This window comes from Streptomyces sp. NPDC057939 (assembly GCF_042887545.1).
In the GTDB taxonomy this organism is placed as follows: Bacteria; Actinomycetota; Actinomycetes; order Streptomycetales; family Streptomycetaceae; genus Streptomyces.
Genome location: NZ_JBHVPG010000058.1, coordinates 1 through 22,473, shown reverse-complemented (window position 1 = coordinate 22,473; position 22,473 = coordinate 1). Strand labels below are relative to the sequence as shown.

Sequence of the window (22,473 nt, the reverse complement as noted above, 5' to 3'; positions counted from 1 at the left end):
GCGTCGCGCAGCGCACCCCGGGCCGCGGCGGCCGGGTGGGCCGGGCAAGAATGGGGCGATGAGCGTCACCATCGACATCGCCGGACTCCCCGCGGAGCGGATCGGCTTCGCGCCGTCCCCGCTCGCCGAGCTCTGCATGGCCCTGCACGCGCTCTCGCAGCCCGCACACCACCCGGGGCTGAACTCCTGGACGGCCGCCACGACCGCTTCCCTCGACTCGTGCCTGGCGGACCGGCTGCTGGACGCCGACTTCATGTGGCGCAGTTCGTTCTCCGACATCTTCATGGCCTTCGCGGGCGTGCCCGGTGCGGGCCTGCCGGCGGCGACGCTGGCCGAGGAGCTCGACGTCCTCGACCGGATGGACGACGAGCGGTTCGTGATGGCCGCCCTGGAGCACTGCTGGCTGGCCCTCTACAACGAGGGCGGCGGCCCCTCCCCCCTGCACGATCCGGCGGCCCGGGCGAAGGCCCTGGACACGGCGGCGGCGCGCGGGCCCCGGCAGTTGGCGTTCTCGCTGCGGCTGCTGGACGACACGGCGTCCGTACGGGTCTGGTTGCGCAGGCTGTTGGAGGACTGCGACGAGGCGTTCTTCGCGGAGACCTGGCGGCGGGTCGGGCCCCGGCAGAGCGCGGACGCCCGGCACAAGGCGGAGGTGCTGCGCCGCAAGGGCCTGCCGGCGGCACTGCGGGAGGTGTCGCCGGCGCTGAGCGTCGACCGGGAGCAGCGGACGATATCCGTCGACAAGATGGTGCACGGGCAGGCCACCGCCACGGATCCGCGGCTCGGGGCCGGGCTGGTCTTCGTACCGACCGATTTCGGGTGGCCGCACCTGCTGGTGCTGCACGCGCCGGGCTGGCGTCCGGTGGTGCACTACCCGCTGGAATCGCCGGAACTGGCGTCCGCGTCGGGTTCGGTGGAGCTGCTCCAGCGGCGGATGGAGGCGCTGGCCCATCCGATGCGGATGCGGTTGTGCCGCAGTTTGGCGCGGGCCCCGTACACGACGAGCGAGTTGGCGACGGTGTACGGGATATCGGCGCCGGAGGTGTCCCGGCACCTGACGGTCCTGAAGAAGGCCGGATTGTTGCGTACGTGGCGCCAAGGCCGCTATGTCCAGCATCAGTTGGATCTGTCCGTGGTCGCGCGGATAGGCTCCGATTTCATCGAGGGCATTCTTCGCTGACCTTTTTCCGGACGCCGGCCTGATTTGTTCGGCGGAGACTCACCGATATACGGATTTCACAAACCGGAAGCAGTGAAAACTCTGGCGAGAGACGCTCGTTGGTGCCTAACGTGCGTCCACCACTCCCCCACGCACCGTGCGATGCGCACCTGCTGTGAAAGGACTTTCATGCCCTCTCGCCGTATAGCCGCAGCCACCGCCGCACTGGCGGCCGCGGCCCTCGTCTCCCCGCTCCTGCTCGCCGGACCCGCCGGGGCCACCGGCAGCCCGCAGAGCGATGCCGCCCGGGGTGACGCGCTGGCCAAGAAGCTGGTCCAGGAGGCGACCGGGAAAGGCGCCAACAGCCACCTGAAGGTCTTCCAGTCGCTCGCCGACTACAACAACGGCAATCGGGTCGCGGGTTCCAAGGGACACGTGCAGTCGGCGCAGTACATCGAGGCCGTGCTGAAGGCCGCCGGTTACAAGGTCACGAAGAACGAATTCAACTTCGTCTACGTCGAGGCCATCGCCGAGAAGCTCGCGGTGAACGGCGACAACGGGCGCGATATCCCGATCCACTTGATGACGTACACGGCGAGCGGCCCGGAGGAGGGCGTGACCGCGCAGGTCTCGGTCGTCCCGGTGGACGCCGACGGCACGAACGGTTGCGAGCCCGGCGACTTCGCGGCGGGTGCCTTCACGGGGAAGATCGCCCTCGTCCAGCGCGGCGGCTGCACCTTCGCGGTGAAGCAGGCGAACGCGGCGGCGGCGGGCGCGGTCGGCACGATCATCTACAACAACACCGACGGCGCCCTGAACGGCACCCTCGGCGACGCGAACGCGGGCAAGGTCCCCACCGGCGGCATCACGAAGGCGGACGGCGAGAAGCTGGCCGCCGAGGCGGCGGCCGGCCCGGTCGAGGTGACCCTCGACATCCGCGAGCTGCGCGAGAACCGCAAGACGTACAACGTGATCGCCGAGACGAAGGGCGGCGACGAGAACAACACCGTCTTCCTCGGCGCGCACCTGGACTCGGTCGCGGCCGGTCCCGGCATCAACGACAACGGCTCCGGCTCGGCCGGCATCCTCCAGGTCGCGCAGCGCCTGGCGAGCCAGCAGACGAAGATCAAGAACAAGGTCAAGTTCGGCTGGTGGTCGGCGGAGGAGTACGGCCTGCTCGGTTCCGAGGCGTACGTCGCCTCCCTGACCGAGGAGCAGAAGAAGCAGATCAAGCTGTACCTGAACTTCGACATGATCGGCTCGCCGAACGCCGCCTACTTCGTCTACGACGGCGACGACTCGGACGCGACGGGCGCGGGCCCCGGCCCGGAGGGTTCGGCGCAGCTGGAGAAGGGGATCACCGACTTCCTCGACTCCAAGAACATCCCGCACGAGGGCACCGACTTCTCGGGCCGTTCGGACTACGGCCCGTTCATCGAGGTCGGCATCCCGTCGGGCGGTACGTTCACCGGCGCCGAGGGCATCAAGTCGCCGGAGCAGGCCGCGAAGTTCGGCGGTCAGGCCGGTGTCGCCTACGACGTGAACTACCACGGCAAGGGTGACGACATCACGAACATCGACCAGAAGGCGCTCGACATCAACGTCGACGTCATCGCGAACGCGGTCGGCCACTACGCCCACGACCTGGCCCCGCTGTCGCAGCCGGTCGTCTCGCAGCCGACCACCCCGGGCACGGGCAGCGGCGGCGGCCTGCACGACGGCCACGGTCACGAGGTCACCAAGTAACGACGAGGTCGCCGAGCGACCGGGGGCCGGGATTCCCGTCAGGGGGTCCCGGCCCCTCCCGCGTCCCCGGTCCCTGCGGCTGCCGCTCCCCCGTGCCCGGTCCCTGCCCCTCCCCCGGTCCCTGCCCCTTCCCCGGTCCCGGCGGCGAGCCCGCCGCCGCCCGGCCAGGCCCGGACGCCGACCGGCTGGACCAGCCAGCCGAAGTCGCCGAGGCCCCCGCGCGCGGTGAGCTCCGCCGCCTCGCCCGCCGCCGACAGGGCGCGGACGTACCCCGCCGGGTCGGTGGAGGCCAGGGCCAGCGGGGGCCGGCCGCCCGAGACGCCGAGGGCGGTCAGGGCCTCGCGCTGGGTGAGCAGGGTCGCGCCCGGCCCCGCGCAGGCGTCGAGCGCGACGTGCGCGGTGACGTCGCAGCTCCCGTCCGGGACGGGGGCCACCTCCCGGCCCGCCCGGAAGCCGGTCAGGGTGCCGTACGGGGGCCGGGCCTCCCGGGTGTGGCAGTAGTCGACGGCCACCGCCAGGCCCCGGTCCAGGGTGGCGACGGCCGCCGCCCAGGCCTCGTCCCGGGGTCGGCCGATCTCGGCCCGCCCCGTCCGCAGGCCGTCCGGCCACCACCGCTCCAGCCAGGCCCGGTCGGCCGCGTCCGGGGGACCGCCGGGACTCTCCGTACCGTCGGCGGCCACCAGGACGTACCGGCCGTCCTCGACGACGTCCAGCGGCACGTTGTCCAGCCATTCGTTCGCGAAGAGCAGCCCGGTCGTCCCCCGGGGCGGCTCGGCCACCCACCGGATCCGCGGGTCCGGCCCGCCGGGGGCCTCCGCGTCGGGCGCCTGCGCGCGTTCGACGGCGTACGGGCGCACCCGTGCGGCCGTACCGGCCGGCAGGGCCGCGAGGACGCCGGTCAGCAGCTCGCCACGGCCCGCCCCCACGTCCACCAGGTCGAGCCGCGCGGGGTGGCCGAGCTCGGCGTCCACGGCGCCCAGCAGCCCGGCCACGGCCCGCGCGTACAGCGGGGAGGCGTGCACGGAGGTGCGGAAGTGCCCGGCGGGGCCGGGGCCCGGGCGTACGTAGAACCCGCCGGGGCCGTACAGCGCGGCCTCGGCCGCCGGCCGCCAGCGGACCGGCCCGCGGGTGTCGTCCTGAGCGCTCATCACACGAAGGTTAGGCTCACCCTCCACCTTGCGGAGTACGCCCCCGTCACAGGGATCGCTCCTGTGGTTGACTTCAGCACCTATCTCCGTTCCCTACTCTGGGTGACGTGCAGCGCCTCTACGATTTCATCCGCAGACACCCGACGGGCGTCGACAGCTTCTGGGCTGTCCTCTTCTTCGGGATCTCGATGATCGCCGTGGTCGGGAACCCCCAGGCGAGCACGGCGCTGCGGCTGGCCACCGTGCCCGTCGTGGTCGCGCTGACGGCCGCCCTGGCCCTGCGCCGCAGGTGGACGCAGGGCATGTTCTGGACGACGGTCGGCGCGGGCGTCTGGCAGCTGGCCTTCGGCATCGAGGCGCAGATCTTCGACGTCGCCATGCTGGTCGTGCTGTTCACCGTCGCCGCCGGGGACGTCCCGCGCTGGGTGTCCCGCGCCGCCCTGGGCGTCGGGCTGCTGGCGTCACCCGTGTACTTCCTGCGCTTCGGCGTGGACAAGGGCCTGAGCTTCACCCAGAGCGTCACCTTCGCGCTGATGGTGATCGTCCCGTTCGCCCTGGCCTGGGTCACGGGCGACTCGCTGCGCACCCGCCGGGCCTATTACGCCCAGCTCGTGGAGCGCAACCAGCGGCTGGAGAAGGAGCGCGAGGCGCAGGCGAAGGTGGCGGTGGCCGCCGAGCGGGCCCGCATCGCCCGCGAGCTGCACGACGTCGTCGCGCACAACGTGTCGGTGATGGTGGTCCAGGCCGACGGCGCCGCGTACGTCATGGACGTGGCCCCGGAACAGGCCAAGGAAGCCCTCCAGACGATCTCCGGGACCGGGCGTCAGGCCCTCGCCGAGATGCGCCGCCTGCTGGGCGTGCTGCGCACCGGCGAGCCGCAGGACTCCGAGGACTACGTGCCCCAGCCGGACGTCGAGCAGATCGAGGTCCTGGTCGAGCAGGTGCGGGCGTCCGGCCTCACGGTGGACTTCGTCGTCGAGGGGACACCGCGCAAGCTGCCGAGCGGCGTCGAGCTGACCGCGTACCGGATCGTGCAGGAGGCGCTGACGAACACGCGCAAGCACGGTGGCCCCGAGGCGGGGGCGAGCGTGCGGCTGGTCTACTTCGACGACGGGCTGGGCCTCCTCGTCGAGGACGACGGCCGGGGCGCGACACACGAGTTGTACGAGGACGGCGGCGCGGACGGCGCCGGACACGGTCTGATCGGCATGCGGGAGCGCATCGGTATGGTCGGGGGAACCCTGGACGCGGGACCGCGGCCCGGCGGTGGCTTCCGCATCAGTGCTTTGCTCCCGCTCAAGAAGAGGTAGAGGTATTCACCGATGTCCATCCGAGTGATGCTGGTCGACGACCAGGTGCTGCTGCGCACCGGCTTCCGGATGGTGCTCGCCGCCCAGCCGGACATGGAGGTCGTCGCCGAGGCGGGGGACGGCCTGGAGGCGCTGGAGGTGCTGCGGGCCACGAAGGTCGACGTGGTGCTGATGGACGTCCGCATGCCGAGGCTCGACGGGGTCGAGGCGACGCGACGGATCTGCGAGCCGGAGGAACACCCGAAGGTCATCATCCTGACCACCTTCGACCTGGACGAGTACGCCTTCTCCGGGCTGAAGGCGGGGGCGAGCGGGTTCATGCTGAAGGACGTCCCGCCCGCGGAGCTGCTGGCCGCGATCCGCTCCGTGCACAGCGGGGACGCGGTCGTGGCCCCGTCGACGACCCGTCGGCTGCTGGACCGCTTCGCCCCGATGCTGCCGACGACGACGAACGAGCCGAAGAACAAGGACGTCGAGCGGCTGACCGAGCGCGAGCGCGAGGTCATGCTGCTGGTCGCCCAGGGCCTGTCGAACGGCGAGATCGCCGCCCGGCTGGTCCTCTCGGAGGCCACGGTCAAGACCCACGTGGGCCGCATCCTCACGAAGCTGAGCCTGCGCGACCGCGTACAGGTCGTGGTCCTGGCGTACGAGACGGGCCTGGTCCGCGCGGGCGGCCTGTAACCGGCCGGCTCCGGCCACTACCCGGCGGTGGGGACCGAGGTGCGCAGGTGGGCCAGCAGGATGCCCAGGGTGTCCCAGCCGGCCGGGTCGGTGCCGTCGCCGAGCGGGTAGTGCAACCCGGGCCGGCGGGCCGGACCGACCTGCGCGGGCTTCAGGGGCAGCGGGGGTCGCCGGGCGAAGGTCAGGCCGATCCCGGCGACTCCGCCGCCGCGTGCTCCTGCCCGATGAGCCGGGCGGCCTCCAGCTCATCGACCGTGACGAGCCCGGCGCCCCGCACCGCCTCGTCCGAGGCGGGAATCAGATCCGTCGGCTCCCAGCGGAGAGCGCGCCCGAGGGACTGGTCCGTCGGCCCGTCCCGCCGTACGCACCGCCGCAGCAGCGGCCTCCGGCCGTCCGCCGAGGTGTAGTACGTGACCCGTCCGTCCACGTCGAGCGCGTCGAGGACGATGTCGCTCAGGTCGGTCACGGGCGGGTTGCCCGCGCAGGCCTCCAGCGGGCCGGGGCGGATCAGCGCACCCGTCAGGTCGATGAAGCCGGCATCGTCCCGGGCGAACTCGCCGCCCCGCTCCCAGAACAGGAGCAACGGCTCGTAGAGGTCGGGAAGGCCGGCGAAGGCCTCCGGCTTCCGCCCCCGGAGTTCCGCCAGCCGCACCGCCCCCGAACAGGTGCTGCGCACCTCACCATCGGACGGACGGCGCAGCAATTCCGCGAGCTCCTCGGTCACGCCGGGGGAGAGCCGGAAGTCGGGATCCACGTACGGGGTGACATCGGAGAGCAGCCAACTGCCCCGGCCGCCGTGGGCCCGGGACCACACGGCCGCCCGCCGCAGGTATTCACGGAACAGCACGCGCCGCGACCCGACGTGGCCGAACGCGAAGTCCCACTCGCCCGCCCACTCCACCGCCCGCAGACGATCCAGCACGGCGCGAGCCGCTCGGTCGGTCACTCGAACCCCATTCCCTTCACGGCATCGGCGCTCCTACTCGGGCTCCACCAGTGTCGGCGCCTCGAACGCGCCCGCTTCGGCCGCCGAACTCGCCTCGGGCCGCCCACCGCGGCCAGGACCTCGTAGGCTGCCTCGCCGTCGCGGCCCCGCCCACCGGGCAACAGGCGTACGGGCCATCAGGGCATTGCCCCCGCCCCGTACGTCACGGCTTCGACGACGGATGCTCCTGCCGCGCCGGCTGTCCCAGCTTCCAGAACTCGTCCACGTCGGCCGCCCGGTCCGCCTCGGGCCGCCCGGCTACAGGATCGGCGGGAAGCCGTCCGAGTTCGACGAGCGCGGCAGCCGGGGACAGCCCCCGGTCGTAGGCCGCCTGCAGCCGGTCCAGCCAGACCAGCCCGGCCCGGTAGGCGTCCAGGTCCGCCGCGTCACGCGGCTCGAAGCTCGCGGCCGCCTCGGCATCCGAGGCCCACGGATACCCCAGCACCTGCTCGGACCCTGCGACCGGAACGTACCGAACGGCCCCGGACGCCTGCCGTCCGTAGCCGGCCGTGAACTTCGGGGTCTGATTGAAGATTCCGTTCCGGTAGGGGATCTCGAAGCTCCCCCACACGTCGGAGGCGGAGCCGTCGTCTTCGTAGTGGTTCTCGACCCCCGATTCGGTCGGAACCGCGAACCAGGTGGCGTCGTCGGGGTCGATCTCGACATCGAGTGCCTCCGCGATCCCTGCGAGGGCGGACGCCAGGCGCGGCCGGTTCGCGGCGAACACCGCCTCCTGCGCGCGACCCCGCAGATCGAACGGCATCCACGCGTCGCAGAAGGTGGTCAGCGCCAGGTGGAAGTAGCCCTCGGACACCTCCGCGCTGAGCGCGAAGAGGCCTTCGACCGCCTCGGCGCCGGTCCCGGTCTCCACGATGCCGTCGCACCGGGCGTACAGATCCACGCCCCCGATCTCACCGGGCGCGATGCCTTGCCGGATCCGCTCCACCAGCGCCTCGGCCGGCGGCGAGTCCTCCGCGGTATCCGCAGCCGCCTTGCCCAGAGGAAGATCCGCTCGGAACAGGATGCTCCGGCGGCCCATCTCGGGAACCTCCACGGTCACGCGCCCGCCGTGCGGCGTCGCGAGCCGGTGCCGGTCCAGGACTTCGAGCGTCAGGAGGAACCGGTGTACGGCCTCGCGGACCAGATCGGTGTCATGGCCGAATTCCCCCCACGACCACCGCGCGACGGGTGTGCCGGCGATCAGGGGAGCACCCTGACCTTCGCGCCCCGATGGTTGAGCCATGCCTCCAGTTCGCCGCCGGCCAACTGCCGCCGCTCATCCGCCTCCATGACGACCGCCGGCCCGAAGATCGCCCCCGAAAGGCCCCGGACCACCGTCCGGTCGTCGAGAACCACCTGAAGGAACGTGTGCGAAACCGAGGCGTCGGACAGGTCGGCACCCCGCAGGTCCACGTCGTCCAACGATGCGGAATCGAGTACGGCCCGAACGAAGGAAGCGCCCCGGGCATCCACGGAGTACACGTCCGCACTCCCCAGGTCCGCCCCGTCGAGCACCGCACCGCGCAACGACGCCCCGTCCAGCACGGCCTTCACCAAAGACGCCCCCGAGAGATCCGCACCATCGAGAACCGCACCCTCAAGATGTGCCCGATAAAGATCCGCACCAGCCAGTCGGGCCCCCCGGAAAATTGCCTCCGTCAGGAGTCCGTCCGCCAGGTCCGCCCGCGACAGATCGACGAGCGACAGGTCCAACCCCGCGGCATCAAGCACCGCGACATCATCATCGACCCAACCTCTCAGCACAGTTGTGGCCTCCTCGTCGGCAGGCCATGCTGCCACGGCACGGCGGGGATCACGGGTACCAGACAACTCGATCACTCCACCCATGTCGATCGACGATCGCCATCAGGTCGTCGATCGCCGCCTTACCGGGCGAATGAAGGTCACCAAGGTGTTCGTCCAGTGCCGCCCGCTCATCCACGGAGAGCTCACGCGAGGGAACATTCGTGCCCTCTCCGCTGTGGGACGGGACAGCGTCGCCCTGGTGTGGAACACCCGGCCCGTCGCCGTGGCCCGAGCCCGGAGACGGAGTGTCGTCGTGACCGCCCGTACCCGGCCCGTCGCCGTGGCCGGCGCCGCCCGTGGGGGTGGTGTCGCCGTGGCCGGCGCCGCCCGTCGGGGTGGTGTCCGTGTGGCCGCCCGTCGGGGTGGTGGGGTCGGTGTGGCTGTTGTGGGCCGTGTTGTCCGCGACGCCGCCCGGGGTGTGGCTCGTGACGCCGCCCGGGGTGTGGGCACCCACGCCGACCGGGACCTCCTGGCGTACCGGAACCTCGGCCAAGGGATGGTCGGGGCCCTTGGGGACCGAGGTGAGGTCCTGCTTCGGGACGCCCTTGTGGTCCAGGAGCTGGTGGGTGGTCCTGTCGTAGTACTGCGGGCGTCCCAGCGGATCGTCGAGGAGACGGACCGTGTCGTCCGGGTGCGGGAAGGTGACGCCCCCCGGGGCCTCGGCCTTGGGGAGGTCCTTCCACACCACGTCATCGACCTTCGGGAACGCCCCGTCCATCTTGCCGAAGTTCGCGAACAGATCGCCGACCTTCAACTTCGCCAACGAGCCGGCCTTACCGATGTACGTGATCGGGTCGATCAGCCGACCGGCCTTGCCCGCCGCGGAGATCACCTTCGCGACACTGCCCGTCTTCGCCACCGCACCCGCGCCGCCCGTGAACACCGTCGTCAGCACGTTGAACGTGACCGCACCCGCCGCACGAGCCGGGTTCTTGCCCCACTCGTCCCACGCGACCAACGCCTTGCCGTTCTCCTTCATCGCCGTCCGCGAATCCCTGAGCCAACCCGGCAGATCCTGCGCGTTGTTGAGGTCCTCCCCCTTGTACCCGTACATTTTCGCGCCATGACTACCGTCATCCGTCGTCAACGGCGGCGCACAGTACAACGCACGGATCTTGTTCGCACACGTCCGCTCCGCCGCCCAGAACGCCGACACCGCCGCGTTGACATCGTGGATCAGATCATTGTTCTCATCGATCCTGTCCCCGTCGTCCTTCCAGTGCTCATCCCCGGCGATCCTCCCCGTGAAGGTCGTCGCCTTCGCCTGGAGCTCCTTCAACCGCGCCACGATCGGCCGCGCCTCGGTGACGTACTCGCCCAACGCCTTCGCCGCCGACTCCAACCGATCGGCGAAGAAATCACTGTCCGTCTTCACCGGCTTCGTCGTCGCGAACAGCTGCGCCGCCTCCGGCGCCGTATAGAACGCCGACAAACCCTGGAACTCGGCATCCACGTTCGACCCGGCATCACGGAACGTCCCCGCCGCCGAATCCAACTTCGCCCGGTCCGACTCCAACGCCGCCAGGTCACCCGTGAACTGCGGGATCGTGCACGGATTGATCGGTACGTGATCCGTCACTTCTGACCCGCCCCCGACAGGTCGATCTTCGGCTCCTTCAGCGCCTCTCGCTGGGCGTTGGCCGCCTGCTCCAGGTTGCCCCGGACGTACGCCGTCGTCGCCGCGATGGCCCCGTTGACGGAAGCCGACGTACGGGCTCCGATGAACTTGAGGCGCTGGTCGTGGGCGTCCATGAGGCCGCCCAGCGCGGCGGCGATCACACCCATGCCGCCGCCCTCGCCGGCCGTGGACCCGCCGCCCGAAATGGTCCCCGCGTGCTTCGCCGCGTCCGGCAGCGCCGTCTGCAGCGACTTGCCGGCCGTCTGGAAGCCGCCTGCGGCCGTGACCGTCTTGTTCACGACCCCTTGTACGCCGGACGGTTTGATGTCCCAGTCCATGGCCTACCCCCGTTCTCCCGAATTCCCCACGTCAGCCGCAACCGTCCGAGCGAGCGGCTAGCCGATCCCGTCCACGGCCGCCTTGGCCTTCTGCAGCGTCGCCTGCGCCGTCGCGTCGTTCTGCTCCAGCGTGGTGCGCACGAGGCGGATGATGTTGCGCACCTCGTTCGCGGCCTTGTTCCAGCGGGCTTCCTTGCCGTGGTACTCGTCGGAGACACCGTCGGCCGTGAACTCGGCCATCGCCGCCTTCACCGCCGTCTCGCGGTCGCCGAGCACCCGCTCCAGCCGGCCGATGATCCCGGCCAGACCGCCCTGCACCTCCACGGAGGCGCCGGTGTCGTAGGAAGTGCGGTCCTGGTTCTGTCCCATGTGTCGAGTCCCCCGGGGCTCAGCGCGCGCCGAAGCGAGCGGCGTCGAAATTCGCGGTGCCCATGTTCTGGTGGGCGTTGTCCCCCTGCTCGGTGGCACCCGTGGTGAACGAGGTGTCCATGCCGGCCTGACCGCCGAGGATCGCGCGCAGCGAGGCGTTCAGCTCGGTCGTGATCGCGTCCGACCGCTGCTTGAACGAGTCGAAGGCGATCCGGCCGGTGCCGTTGAACTTGCCCTCCAGCGGGTCCGCCGCGGCCACCAGCAGCTTGATCAGCGTGCCCAGGTCGTCACTGGATCCCTGTCCACCGAAGGGACGTTGCGAACACAAACACGGTTTCATCCGGCCGGGCCCTCTGGCCGAAAATCATTCACGGCTGATTCACGCCCGCTCAACAGGCCGTGTGCGTACGGCTACGCGCACGGCGGGCGTCCTCCCGGCGAGCCGGTCGGACCCCACCCGAGCGACCCGGCATCACGTCATCCAGCGGTCCGGGCGGGCCGACGCGCGGGAGGTGCGGGAGCGGACGGCCTGGGCGTCGAGGAGTTCGGCGGCTTCCGCCGACGCGCGCAGGCGGGCGGTGACGGTTTCGTTCGCGCCGGTGTCCACGTGCAGGTCGGCGACCCCGCGGGCCCGCGACCAGGGGCCTTGTGAGCGGCGCACGCTCTGGACCTTCGCATGCGGAACGATCTCCGTACGCCGGCACAGGCGCCCGCGGCGGGCCGCGAAGAGCTCCGTCGAGACGCCCAGCCCGTACCCCTTCCACCACACCGGCACCACCCACCGCGAGCCCGTGCTCGGGGACGGGGTGAAGACGAGGGCCCCCAGGTCCGCGCCCGGCAGCACCCGGGCGATCACGGCGTGGGCGGCCTCGCGGGTGGCCACCGGGACCAGGAGCCCGTTCTTGGAGCCCGCCACGGCCAGCTCCACCCGGACCCAGCCGCGACGCCGCCACAGCAGCGGTTCGATGATCCGTACGGTCTGCACGCGCCCCGGCGGGACCGTCTCGTGGGCCCGGTCCAGCAGTCCGTGGTCGAGGCGGAGTCCGTCCGGGGATTCGGCGACGGTCCAGTCGTACTCCGTGAACAGGCGGCCGAGGCTGCCGGTCCAGACCGCGCCGACCATCGGGACCAGCGTGGCCACGGTCACCCAGAGGCTTTCGCTGAACCACCACACGAGCGCCGGGCCGACGAGCCCGCCGACGAGCGCCGCCCACACGCCGAGGCTGAGGAGCATGGACACCACCAGCTGTGCCAGGGGTACCCGGAGCAGTTCCCGTTCGGGGGCCTGGCCGACCGTGACGGCCTCGGCGGGGGCGAAGCCGGCGGCCCGGGCGAGCAGTTCGGCGCGCAGGGCGACGGCGTCGGCCTCGCCGAGGAACGCCAGCTCGTCCTTCGCGTCGGTGCCGATCACGTCGATCCGCAGCTTCGCGACCCCGGTGACACGGGCCGGCAGCGGGCGCGTGACGTCGATCGCCTGGATCCGGTCGAGGCGGATGTGGGCGGTGCGGCGGAAGAAGAGGCCGGTGCGGATGCGCAGCTCGGTGTCGGTGACGGAGTAGTGGGTGAACCACCAGCTGAGGAACCCGTACACGCCGAAGACGAGGACCAGGCCGACGAGGGACAGCACGCGCAGCCCCTGGGACAGCTCGGTCACCCACTCCCGGGCCTGTTCGCCCTGCTGGACGATGACGCCGACGGTCGCGGCGATCGGGACCCAGGCGCGGCGCAGCGGGGTGAGGACGTGCAGCCGCCGCTCGACGACCCGGCTGCCGCCGGTCCCCTCCGCCGGGTCCGGCCGGTCCGCCGGCACGCTCACAGGCCCGCCGACCTTGCCTCGCCGAGCTCCGTCAGCCGGTCCCGCAGCCGCTCGGCCTCGGCCGGCACCAGCCCCGGGATCTTGGCGTCCGTCGCCGCGGCGGCCGTGTGCAGTTGGACGGAGGACAGGCCGAAGCGCCGCTCCAGCGGCCCCGAGGTCACCTCGACGAGCTGCATCCGCCCGTACGGGACCACGGTCTGCTCCCGCCACAGCACGCCCCGGCTGATCAACAGGTCGTCCGCCCGCTCGGCGTACCGCCAGGACCGCCAGTTCCGCCCGAGCATCACCCACCCCCAGGCCAGGACCCCGAGCCAGAGCGCCCCGAGGAAGGCCCACCCGGGTCCGGCGAACAGGCCCAGCAGGACGCCCGTCACCACCGTGAGGAGCAGCGTCCAGATCACCAGCAGCAGCCGCCGCATGGAGAGGAGCCCGCCCGGCAGCCCCACCCATTCGGGCGGGGCCGTCTCACCCTGCGTCCCGGTTTCCATGCCCCCAGCGTAGGGCTGAGACAATGCGGCCATGACGGAGACCACGGTCGGCATCGGCGGAGCGGCGGAGAGCACCGACATGGTGCTCAACATCGGACCGCAGCACCCTTCCACCCACGGTGTGCTGCGGCTGCGGCTCGTCCTGGACGGCGAGCGGATCGTCAGCGCCGAACCAGTGGTCGGCTACATGCACCGCGGCGCCGAGAAGCTCTTCGAGGCCCGCGACTACCGGCAGATCGTGATGCTCGCGAACCGCCACGACTGGCTGTCCGCGTTCTCCAACGAGCTGGGCGTGGTCATGGCCGTCGAGCGGATGCTCGGCATGGAGGTCCCCGAGCGCGCGGTGTGGATGCGCACGCTCCTCGCCGAGCTGAACCGGGTCCTGAACCACCTGATGTTCCTCGGGTCGTACCCCCTCGAACTGGGCGGCATCACCCCGATCTTCCACGCGTTCCGCGAGCGCGAGGAGCTCCAGGCCGTCATGGAGGAGATCTCCGGCGGCCGCATGCACTACATGTTCAACCGTGTGGGCGGCCTCAAGGAGGACCTCCCGGCGGGCTGGCTCGGCCGGGCCCGCGCGGCCATCGCCGACGTCCGGACCCGGATGGACGTCTACGACAAGCTCGTCCACGGCAACGAGATCTTCCGCGGCCGGACCCGGGGCGTCGGCCTCCTGTCCGCCGAGTCGGTGCACGCGTACGGGGTGTCCGGGCCGATCGCCCGCGCCTCCGGCGTCGACTTCGACCTGCGCCGTGACGAGCCGTACCTGGCGTACGGGCAGCTCCAGGACGTCCTGAAGGTGGTCACCCGTACCGAGGGCGACTGCCTGGCGCGCTTCGAGGTCCTGCTCGACCAGACGCACAACGCCCTCGACCTGGCGGTGGCCTGCCTGGACCGGATGGCCGACCTGCCGCCGGGACCGATCAACCAGCGTCTGCCCAAGGTGCTGAAGGCGCCCGAGGGGGCCACGTACGCGTGGACCGAGAACCCGCTCGGCATCAACGGCTACTACCTCGTCTCGAAGGGCGAGAAGACCCCGTACCGGCTGAAGCTGCGCAGCGCCTCCTTCAACAACATCCAGGCGCTGGCGGTGCTGCTGCCGGGGCAGTTGGTCGCGGACATGGTGTCGATCCTCGGCTCGCTGTTCTTCGTCGTCGGCGACATCGACAAGTGATCCGCGGGTGATCGACGGGTGATCGCCCGGTGATCGACGAATAAGGCGCGTGCGGAGGCGGACCCACGTCCTATCGTGCGGACATGACCTCTGGCATACGCGCCGGCTACCTGCGGCGACTCGGCATCAGCGATCCCGGTACCCCTTCCAGGGAAGGGCTGTTCGCGCTCCAGCGCGCCCATCTGGAACGCGTTCCGTACGAGAACCTCGACATCCAGCTCGGCCGGCCGCCCGGCATCGACCCCGAGCTGTCGGCCCGCCGCATCGCGGCCGGGCGGGGCGGCTACTGCTTCCACCTCAACGGCGCCTTCGCGCTGCTCCTGGAAACCCTCGGGTACGAGGTGACCCGCCACGTCGGGGGCGTCATGCAGCGGGCCGAGGCCCACCGCCGCGACGTCAGCGGCGACCACCTGGCGCTGACGGTACGGGTGGACGGGCAGGAGTACCTCGTCGAGACGGGACTCGGCGACGGGCCGTACGAGCCGCTGCCGCTGCGCGCCGGCGCGCACGTGCGGGGCGGCACCACCTACCGGCTGGAGGAGTCGGCGCCGGACGCCGAACCGGGCTGGACGTACCTCAACGAGGGCGCGTCCGCGCCGGTGATGAACTTCCTGCTTGCCCCGGCCTCGACGGCCGACTTCGAGGCGGAGCACGTCCGGCTCTCGACCTCGCAGGACTCCGGCTTCGTCCGGACCTGCGCGCTGCTGCGGCGCGACGAGCACGGCGTCGACGCGCTGCGCGGCCGGATCCTGACCCGCGTCGAGCCGGGCAAGCCGGTGTCGGAGCGGGAGCTGACCACGCCCGAGGAGTTCTTCGACGCGGTCGCCTCGGTCTTCGGTCGGGAACTCGACGACTTCACCCCGGCGGACCGATCGGCCCTGTGGGCCCGCGTAACCCGGGCCCACGAAACCTGGCTGGCCGGCCGCGAGAGCTGAGCCCCCGGGGCGGAGCCGGAGCCAGGGCACCATCCGGAGTCGGGGTCGGAGTCGGAGCCCTGGCCCGAGCCGGAGCCCCACCGACGGCCGGGGCGGGAACGGGAGCACAGGCGGGGGCCGAGTCGGGCGCGCGCCGGAGCCCCGCGCCGGAGCCGGTACCCGCGTGCCCCGGCCCGTACGGGCCCGGCCGTCGGTTCCGGTGTCGGTGCGGCAGGGCAGACTGGGGGCATGTCCCACTCCCCCCGGCGGGCCTGCCCCGCCTGCGGCCGCGACTGCGCCGTGACGGCCGGCCGGATCGCCCGCCACGACCCTCCCACCGGCCGGGATCGGGGCGGCATGGTGTCCTGCCCCGGTTCCCGTGCCCGTGTCGTGCTCGGCGCGTCGGCGCCGACGCTGGACGGTCTGGTCCTGGGCCCGCATCCGGGTCAGCTGCCCCTGTTCTGAGGGCGGCTCGACCCGCCCCCGGCCCCGGCGGACCCGGGGGTCCACCCTGCGGTCGGCCGGCCCCGGCAGGGCACGCGCTCACCCCCGGCAACCGGCCCGACAGGCCGGGCACACCCCCGACCGCCGACCCCAACAGGCCACGAACACCCCCGGCAACCGGCCCGGCAGGGCACGCGCTCACCCCCCGGTCGCCCTTCCGTCGGCGCCCGCGCGGCCCGATGCGGGGGTATTCCCCCTGCTTCGCATGGGGGGTGACGGGATGTCACCGGGATCCGTGTCGCGCCTAGCGTTCGGAGCATGACAACGACGACGCACACCGGCACCCGGACCGGCAAGCAGTGGCTCAGGCGCGGTGCCGCGGCCGTGGTCCTCGCGGCCGTGGTCGGCGGGCTCGCCGCCCCGGCCGCCCTCGCCGCCCCTACCGCCGTCACCGGCGCCCCGGCCGCCGCCGACCGGGCGGCCGCCCGCGGCACCCTGATCTCCGTCGTCCCGCTGGGCGGCCTCGACCGCGCACAGGTCGCCGCCGAGCTCACCGGCTTCGGGATGGACGCCGGCACCGTCCGGCACGGCGTCGAAGCCCACCGGCTCACCTACGCCACCGTCGACCCCCGGGGCCGTCCCACGACCGCCACCGGGCTCCTCGTCCTGCCGCGCGGCGGCCCGCACCGCCTCGACCTCGTGTCCGACACGCACGGAACCGTGCCCACCCGCGACCAGGCCCCGTCCGGCAGCACCGGGTACAACCGGCTCATCCCGTACCTGCACGCCTCCGCGGGCCGCGCCGTCGCCGCGCCGGACTACCTGGGTCTGGGCGGCGGCCCCGGCAGCCACCCGTACATGTACACCCGCTCGTCCGTCACCGCGTCCCTCGACATGCTGAAGGCGTCCCGTACCGCCGCCGACCGGTTGGGCCGTCCCCTGACCCGGGACGTGTACGCCACCGGCTTCTCCCAGGGCGGCCAGGTGGCGATGGCACTGGGCCGCGAACTCTCCCGGGGCCGCGACGGTTTCCGGCTGCGCGCCCTCGCCCCGATCGCAGGTCCGCACGACCTGCTCGGCGCCGAGATGCCCGGGATCTCGGACGGCCGCGTCGCCCCGGCCACGGCCGTCTTCTACCTCTCCTACTTCCTGACCGCGCAGAACCGGCTCCACCCGCTCTACGCGGACCCCGCCGAGGTCTTCCGGGCTCCCTACGCGCAGGTCGTGGAGGGCCTGTTCGACGGCAGTCGGCGTCCGGAGGAGATCGCCGCCGCGCTGCCCGCGACCCCGCAGGAGCTGCTCACCCCGGAGTGGGCCGAGAACGTCCGCAGCCCGCGCGGGGCGCTGCGCGAGGTCCTCGCCGCCAATGACGGCTTCTGCGACTGGAAGCCGGCCGCGCCCGTACGCCTCTACGCGGGTTCCGCGGACACCGACGTGCCGATCGCCAACGCCCGTTCCTGCGCCCGGGACCTGGCCGGCCACGGGGTCCGGGCGAGGCTCGTCGACCAGGGGGCCGACGCCGACCACACCGCGACGGCGCTCCGCTCGGCCCCGCAGACGGTCCGCTGGTTCGACTCGCTCCGGTGAGGGGGGTCGGGGCGTCCCCCGGGGACAGCAGCCCCTAGGAGATCGCCGTGCGCAGCAGGGCCACGTCGATGGGCTCGGTCTCGTCGTGGGCCGTCAGGTCGATGACCTGGCCCAGCGCCCGCTGTTCGGCGGTGACCGGCTTGAACTCCGGTCCGGCGTCGGTGCGTACGGACTCCGCCTTGTGCACGGCGAGGGCCTCGGCCCCGACCACGTCGGCCAGGTCCTCGTTCTGCACGGACTCGATGACCGCGCGGGCCTGCGCGGCGGTCTTGGTGCCGAAGAAGTCGAAGCCGCCCTCGACGCGCGAGGCGGAGCGGCGCGGGGCCGAGTACGGGGCCATCGTGGCGGCCGGCCTGCGCGCCGGGAGCGGGACCGATGCCGACGCCGGTGCCGGGGGGACGGCCGGGCGGGAGTGATCCGCGGCGACCGGCTCGGCGGCGACGAGCGCCTTGCCGCCGGACGGGCCGGTGCGGCCGGACGGGCCGGTGGGGTTCGACGGGCCCGACGGGCCCTGCTGGGCGCGGCGGACCAGGGCGGCCATCGCCGCGTGGGCGCGGGCGTACCCGACCGGGGTGGGCGCGCCGCTGCTGGTGCGCTCCTCGGACACGGCGGGCAGTTCCTTGGCCGCGGCCGCCGATGCGCCGGCGGCCTCGATCGCCAGCAGTCGGCGCTTCTCCAGGGCGCCGGCGCGCTCGGTCTCGGCGGTCGCGTACCGGCGCAGCAGGGCGGCGTGTTCGCCGCGCAGGCCCGCGAGTTCGACGCGCTTGGCGCGGAGCTTGGTGTCGAGCTTGGCGCGCAGGACGCGCGCCTCCTCCAGATCGGATTCGAGCTCGGCTATCCGCTCCTCGGTCCTCCACTCGTCCTTGACCCGTTCCCGGGCCAGTTCCGCGACCCGGCGGCCGGCAGCCCGGTCCCAGGAGCGCATGAGGACGGCGCCGCCCACACCGGCGACCGCGGTGAGGGCCACGAGCAGGCGTAGCGCGAGGGGTTCCGCGAGGAGCCAGGCCGCGCCGGCGCTGGCGACGGAAACCCCGGCGACGGCCGTCGGCGTGAGGAGTCGGTGCAGGGGCTCGGGATTGCGGTGGCGTCCACGGGGCATGGCCAGAAATTTACAGGGCGTGGGCGGTCGGTGGGATACCCGCCCGGCAAACTCTTACCGGGCGGCTGCCCCACAATTTCCCATCAACGAGGTAACTGTTACTTCTTGAGGAGTCCCTTGGACTCCAGGTAGGCCTTCGCGACGTCCGCCGGCTTCGCCCGTTCCGCGTCCACCTTCCGGTTCAGCTCGACGAGGTCGGCGGTGGTGAGCACCTTCGTGAGCTTGCCGAGGGCGTCCGCGACCTCGGGGGAGCCCGCGTCCTTGGCGTTGACGACCGGCAGGATGTTGTCCGCGTTCTGGAGCTTCTTGTCGTCCTCCAGCAGGACCAGGCCGAAGTTGTCGAGGGTGGCGTCGGTGGTGGTCGTCAGCACCAGCTGGTCGACGCCGTCCTTGACGGCCTGCTTGGCCTGCGGGGTGCCGACGCCCTTGGGGTCGATGCCCGCGACGGAGATTCCGTATGTCTTCTCCAACCCGGGTGCGCAGAACGGGCGGACGGCGCATTCGTCACCCGCGGCGATCTTCACCTTGATTCCGGACTTGCCGAGGTCGGAAAGGCTCTTCAGGTTGTTCTTCTGCGCGAATTCCTTGCTGACCGCGAAGGCGTTCTGATCGACCGCCTCACCGGCCGGCAGGGCCTTGAGGCCCAGCGGCGCGGCGAGCTTCTCCAGGGCGGCGACCGTGGCGGCCGCGTCGCTGGAGGCGACCGGCTTGTCCTTCGGTGCGTCCGGGCCGTTCACCTTGGCGTTGAGGAACTCCGCGAGGGTGGCCGCGTACTCCGGGACGACGTCGATCTCGCCCTTCTCCAGCGACGGCTCGTACAGCTCGCGGTTGTTGACCGTGGTGATCGAGGTGCCGTAGCCCGCGTCCTTGAGGAGCTGCGCGTACAGCTCGGCCAGCACGTTGGACTCGGTGAACCCGGCCGCGCCGATGACCAGCTTCCCCTTGGCCCCGCCGGCGGAGGAGGAGGCGGGGGCGGAGGATCCGCCGTCCTTGCTCTTCTCCAGGCTGTCGCCTCCGCACGCGGTGAGCGAAACGGTCAGGGCCACCGCGCCCAGGGTCGCGCCGAGGATGCGCGTGGACTTGATCATCAAAGCTCCTTCAGGGGAAACGTTCGGACGGACGGGGATCCGGTTCGTGCGGCTCACCGGCGCGCCCCGGGTCAGCGCGAGATCGCCGGACGGCGCAGCAGCAGCCGGTCCGCGGCGATCAGCGCGCCCTCCACCAGCAGGGCCAGCAGGGCGACCAGCACGGCCCCCGCGACGACCTGCGGCGTGTTGTACGTGTTGAAGCCGGCGGTGATGATCCGGCCGAGGCCGCCCTGCCCGACCATCGCGGCGATCGTGGCGGTGGCGATGACCTGGACGGCGCCCGAGCGCAGGCCCGTCATCACCAGGTCCCGGGCGAGCGGGAGTTCCACCCGCAGGAACAGCTGACGGCCGGACATCCCCATGCCGCGGGCGGCCTCGACCACCGACCGGTCCACCTCGCGCATGCCGACGTAGGCGTTGGTCAGCAGCGGCGGGATCGCGAAGAGGACCAGCGCGACGATGGTCGGCAGGTATCCGGCGCTGCGCAGCGGCGACACCATGAACAGGGCCAGCACCGCGAAGACCGGGATCGCGCGACCGACGTTGGAGACGTTCACCGCGAGGGCGCCGCCCCTGCCGATGTGGCCGAGCCACAGGCCGACGGGCAGGGCCACCGCGCAGGCGACGGCGAGCGCGATGCCGCTGACGTAGACGTGCTCGCCGAGCCGGTGCCAGACACCGTTCTCCCCGGCCCAGTTGGCGCCGTCGGCCAGCCAGTCCCAGGCCCCTGTCAGCACGCCCACGGCCTCAGGCCCCCTTCACGGACGCCGGCCGGGCGGACCGGCCGGTACGGGAGCCGCGGGAGGTGCGCGACGTACGGTCGCCGCGGGTCCACGGCGTCAGCAGCCGCTGCGCGCCGAGCAGCAGCAGGTCGGCGACCAGCGCGAGCAGCACGCACAGCACGGAGGCGGTGAGCACCTGGGCCTTGAAGGAGCTGTTGACGGCGGGCGCGATCAGGTTGCCGAGGCCGCCCTTGCCGACGATCGAGCCGACGGTGGTCAGCGCCACCGTCGAGACGGTCGCGATCCGCACCCCAGCGAGCAGGGCGGGCAGCGCCAGCGGCAGTTCGACCTGCCACAGCAGGCGCGCCGGGCCGTAGCCCATGCCGCGCGCGGCTTCCCGCACGTCCTCGGGGACGGCTTCCAGGCCGGCGATCACGTTGCGGACCAGGATGGTCAGCGAGTACAGCACGAGGCCGGTCACCACGAGCGTCGCCGAGAGCCCGAAGAGCGGCAGCAGCAGCGAGAACATGGCGAGGGAGGGAATCGTGTAGAGGAGGGTGGTCAGGCCGAGCACGGGCGCCGCCCAACGGCGGCCGCGGCGGGCCAGCAGCGCCAGCGGCACGGACACGACGAGGCCGATCAGGACCGAGACGGCGGTGATCCACACGTGTTCGACGGTGGCGTCGGTGAGTTCCTGCGAGCGGGAGGTGACGTACTCCCAACACAGCCAGTCGTTCGCCACGAGGCAGCTCTGTTCGGCCATCTCTCCCTCACCCCCCTCACCGAACGTATGTCCCACAAACCGGCCGACAACCCAGGAGCGACCATAACCCCCGGCGCCCACAATGGCCGGAAAGCTTCGCAGTCCCGCAACACTCTCCTGACAATCGCTTCGCCAAAACCCCGGCCCGGGTGCGCGAGGATGGTCGGGTGATCCGATTCGAGCACGTGACCAAGCGCTACCCCGACGGGACGACGGCCGTGGAGGACCTGTCCTTCGAGGTCGCGGAGGGCGAGCTGGTCACCCTCGTGGGCCCGTCCGGCTGCGGCAAGACGACCACGATGAAGATGGTGAACCGGCTGATCGAGCCGACTTCCGGCCGGATCCTGCTCGGCGGCGAGGACATCGCCGCGGCCGACCCGGTCGAGTTGCGCCGCCGCATCGGCTACGTCATCCAGCAGGTCGGCCTGTTCCCGCACAAGACGGTGCTGGAGAACACGGCGACGGTCCCGCAGCTCATCGGGACCCCCAAGGCCAAGGCCCGCGCCCGCGCCGCGGAGCTCCTCGAACTCGTCGGACTGGACCCCTCCATCCACGGCAGCCGCTACCCGCAGCAACTGTCGGGCGGGCAGCGCCAGCGGGTCGGCGTGGCCCGCGCCCTCGCCGCCGATCCGCCGGTGCTCCTGATGGACGAGCCGTTCGGCGCGGTGGACCCGGTGGTGCGCGAACGGCTGCAGAACGAGTTCCTGACGCTCCAACGGACCGTCCGCAAGACGATCCTGCTCGTCACCCACGACCTGGACGAGGCCATCCGGCTCGGCGACCGGATCGCCGTGTACGGCACCGGCACCATCGAGCAGTTCGCCCGCCCGGCCGAGGTCCTCGCCGCCCCCGCGACCCCGTACGTGGCCTCCTTCGTCGGCTCCGACCGGGGCCTTCGCCGGCTCGCCGTCACCCCCGTCGGGGAAGCCGTCCTGGCCCCCGCCGACGGCCCGGCCCCGGCCGCCTCCGTACCGCTCGGGGCTTCCCTGCGCGAGGCCCTCTCCGCCCTGCTCCAGGAGGACTCGGGCCGGCTCGGCGTCACCGATCCGGACTCCGGCGCGCTGGTCGGCGTACTCACCCCGGAGGCGATCCACCAGGCCCTGCGCGAGTCCCGGCCCCACGAAGCGCCGTGACGGACGGGAACGCGGCCCGGACATGACGCAGGGGCCCGGCGGTCCCCCCGCCGGGCCCCTGCGTCATTTCCGCGCCCCGGGGCTG

Annotated in this window: 24 protein-coding genes; 9 read left to right on the top strand and 15 right to left on the bottom strand. The window is 72.2% G+C overall.

Annotated elements, in window-relative coordinates; all coding sequences use genetic code 11:
- Positions 1 to 58 precede the first annotated feature (58 nt).
- Both ACFVS6_RS36770 and ACFVS6_RS36765 read left to right on the top strand, forming a co-directional pair.
- A complete protein-coding gene (locus ACFVS6_RS36770) occupies positions 59 to 1,180 on the top strand; it encodes a DUF5937 family protein (RefSeq protein WP_389710896.1) in 1,122 nt (373 codons plus the stop codon).
- A 168-nt stretch (positions 1,181 to 1,348) separates the two neighbouring features.
- Positions 1,349 to 2,905, top strand: a complete 1,557-nt coding sequence (locus ACFVS6_RS36765) for a M28 family metallopeptidase (RefSeq protein WP_389710895.1) — start codon at positions 1,349 to 1,351, stop codon at positions 2,903 to 2,905.
- A gap of 38 nt (positions 2,906 to 2,943) precedes the next feature.
- Here the strand turns inward: ACFVS6_RS36765 and ACFVS6_RS36760 are convergent, their stop codons facing one another.
- Positions 2,944 to 4,053, bottom strand: a complete 1,110-nt coding sequence (locus tag ACFVS6_RS36760; protein WP_389710894.1) for an SAM-dependent methyltransferase — start codon at positions 4,051 to 4,053, stop codon at positions 2,944 to 2,946.
- Between the two features lie 107 nt (positions 4,054 to 4,160).
- On the opposite strand from ACFVS6_RS36760, the gene ACFVS6_RS36755 reads away from it, so the two are divergent.
- Positions 4,161 to 5,363, top strand: coding sequence for a sensor histidine kinase (locus ACFVS6_RS36755; protein WP_389710893.1), 1,203 nt, complete (start codon positions 4,161 to 4,163; stop codon positions 5,361 to 5,363).
- Positions 5,364 to 5,375: 12 nt separating this feature from the next.
- A complete protein-coding gene (locus tag ACFVS6_RS36750) occupies positions 5,376 to 6,044 on the top strand; it encodes a response regulator transcription factor (RefSeq protein ID WP_319196060.1) in 669 nt (222 codons plus the stop codon).
- 17 nt (positions 6,045 to 6,061) lie between these two features.
- Here the strand turns inward: ACFVS6_RS36750 and ACFVS6_RS36745 are convergent, their stop codons facing one another.
- From ACFVS6_RS36745 to ACFVS6_RS36700, 10 genes are all read right to left on the bottom strand, one after another.
- On the bottom strand, positions 6,062 to 6,199 hold the full coding sequence (locus ACFVS6_RS36745) for a DUF6177 family protein (RefSeq protein ID WP_389710920.1): 138 nt from the start codon (positions 6,197 to 6,199) through the stop codon (positions 6,062 to 6,064).
- Between the two features lie 26 nt (positions 6,200 to 6,225).
- Positions 6,226 to 6,990: a hypothetical protein gene (locus tag ACFVS6_RS36740; RefSeq protein ID WP_389710892.1), complete on the bottom strand. Its 765-nt coding sequence runs from the start codon at positions 6,988 to 6,990 to the stop codon at positions 6,226 to 6,228.
- Positions 6,991 to 7,192: 202 nt separating this feature from the next.
- Positions 7,193 to 8,272, bottom strand: a complete 1,080-nt coding sequence (locus ACFVS6_RS36735) for a hypothetical protein (RefSeq protein ID WP_389710891.1) — start codon at positions 8,270 to 8,272, stop codon at positions 7,193 to 7,195.
- On the bottom strand, positions 8,230 to 8,760 hold the full coding sequence (locus ACFVS6_RS36730) for a pentapeptide repeat-containing protein (protein WP_389710890.1): 531 nt from the start codon (positions 8,758 to 8,760) through the stop codon (positions 8,230 to 8,232). Before ACFVS6_RS36730 ends, ACFVS6_RS36735 begins: the two co-directional genes overlap by 43 nt.
- Positions 8,761 to 8,842: 82 nt before the next feature.
- Positions 8,843 to 10,414, bottom strand: a complete 1,572-nt coding sequence (locus ACFVS6_RS36725; protein WP_389710889.1) for a hypothetical protein — start codon at positions 10,412 to 10,414, stop codon at positions 8,843 to 8,845.
- Positions 10,411 to 10,791, bottom strand: coding sequence for a DUF6507 family protein (locus ACFVS6_RS36720; RefSeq protein WP_389710888.1), 381 nt, complete (start codon positions 10,789 to 10,791; stop codon positions 10,411 to 10,413). The genes ACFVS6_RS36725 and ACFVS6_RS36720 overlap by 4 nt, the downstream gene beginning before the upstream one ends.
- A gap of 57 nt (positions 10,792 to 10,848) precedes the next feature.
- Positions 10,849 to 11,160, bottom strand: a complete 312-nt coding sequence (locus tag ACFVS6_RS36715; RefSeq protein WP_389710887.1) for a pore-forming ESAT-6 family protein — start codon at positions 11,158 to 11,160, stop codon at positions 10,849 to 10,851.
- A gap of 19 nt (positions 11,161 to 11,179) precedes the next feature.
- Positions 11,180 to 11,488, bottom strand: a complete 309-nt coding sequence (locus ACFVS6_RS36710; RefSeq protein WP_389710886.1) for a hypothetical protein — start codon at positions 11,486 to 11,488, stop codon at positions 11,180 to 11,182.
- Between the two features lie 144 nt (positions 11,489 to 11,632).
- Entirely contained in the window at positions 11,633 to 12,976 is a 1,344-nt protein-coding gene (locus tag ACFVS6_RS36705; protein ID WP_389710885.1) for a PH domain-containing protein, read from the bottom strand.
- Positions 12,973 to 13,464, bottom strand: coding sequence for a PH domain-containing protein (locus ACFVS6_RS36700; RefSeq protein WP_389710884.1), 492 nt, complete (start codon positions 13,462 to 13,464; stop codon positions 12,973 to 12,975). The genes ACFVS6_RS36705 and ACFVS6_RS36700 overlap by 4 nt, the downstream gene beginning before the upstream one ends.
- A 31-nt stretch (positions 13,465 to 13,495) precedes the next feature.
- Between ACFVS6_RS36700 and ACFVS6_RS36695 the strand changes: the two genes are divergently transcribed.
- The 4 genes from ACFVS6_RS36695 to ACFVS6_RS36680 all read left to right on the top strand — a co-directional run bounded on the left by ACFVS6_RS36695 (position 13,496) and on the right by ACFVS6_RS36680 (position 17,583).
- Positions 13,496 to 14,638 (top strand): NADH-quinone oxidoreductase subunit D, encoded by a 1,143-nt coding sequence (locus ACFVS6_RS36695; protein WP_389710883.1) that lies wholly within the window; start codon positions 13,496 to 13,498, stop codon positions 14,636 to 14,638.
- An 83-nt stretch (positions 14,639 to 14,721) separates the two neighbouring features.
- A complete protein-coding gene (locus ACFVS6_RS36690; protein WP_389710882.1) occupies positions 14,722 to 15,573 on the top strand; it encodes an arylamine N-acetyltransferase in 852 nt (283 codons plus the stop codon).
- 228 nt (positions 15,574 to 15,801) lie between these two features.
- Positions 15,802 to 16,017, top strand: coding sequence for a hypothetical protein (locus ACFVS6_RS36685; RefSeq protein ID WP_281210269.1), 216 nt, complete (start codon positions 15,802 to 15,804; stop codon positions 16,015 to 16,017).
- A gap of 297 nt (positions 16,018 to 16,314) precedes the next feature.
- Positions 16,315 to 17,583, top strand: coding sequence for an alpha/beta hydrolase family protein (locus tag ACFVS6_RS36680; RefSeq protein ID WP_389710881.1), 1,269 nt, complete (start codon positions 16,315 to 16,317; stop codon positions 17,581 to 17,583).
- Between the two features lie 34 nt (positions 17,584 to 17,617).
- Here ACFVS6_RS36680 and ACFVS6_RS36675 read toward each other — a convergent pair whose 3' ends face one another.
- From ACFVS6_RS36675 to ACFVS6_RS36660, 4 genes are all read right to left on the bottom strand, one after another.
- On the bottom strand, positions 17,618 to 18,682 hold the full coding sequence (locus ACFVS6_RS36675; protein WP_389710880.1) for a hypothetical protein: 1,065 nt from the start codon (positions 18,680 to 18,682) through the stop codon (positions 17,618 to 17,620).
- Between the two features lie 98 nt (positions 18,683 to 18,780).
- Entirely contained in the window at positions 18,781 to 19,770 is a 990-nt protein-coding gene (locus ACFVS6_RS36670; protein ID WP_389710879.1) for an ABC transporter substrate-binding protein, read from the bottom strand.
- Between the two features lie 71 nt (positions 19,771 to 19,841).
- Positions 19,842 to 20,513, bottom strand: a complete 672-nt coding sequence (locus ACFVS6_RS36665) for an ABC transporter permease (protein ID WP_389710878.1) — start codon at positions 20,511 to 20,513, stop codon at positions 19,842 to 19,844.
- A gap of 4 nt (positions 20,514 to 20,517) precedes the next feature.
- Positions 20,518 to 21,255 carry an ABC transporter permease gene (locus tag ACFVS6_RS36660; RefSeq protein WP_389710877.1) on the bottom strand — a complete coding sequence of 246 codons (738 nt, stop codon included), beginning with the start codon at positions 21,253 to 21,255 and terminating at the stop codon, positions 20,518 to 20,520.
- A gap of 167 nt (positions 21,256 to 21,422) precedes the next feature.
- Between ACFVS6_RS36660 and ACFVS6_RS36655 the strand changes: the two genes are divergently transcribed.
- Positions 21,423 to 22,388: an ABC transporter ATP-binding protein gene (locus ACFVS6_RS36655; protein ID WP_389710876.1), complete on the top strand. Its 966-nt coding sequence runs from the start codon at positions 21,423 to 21,425 to the stop codon at positions 22,386 to 22,388.
- Positions 22,389 to 22,473: the final 85 nt, after the last annotated feature.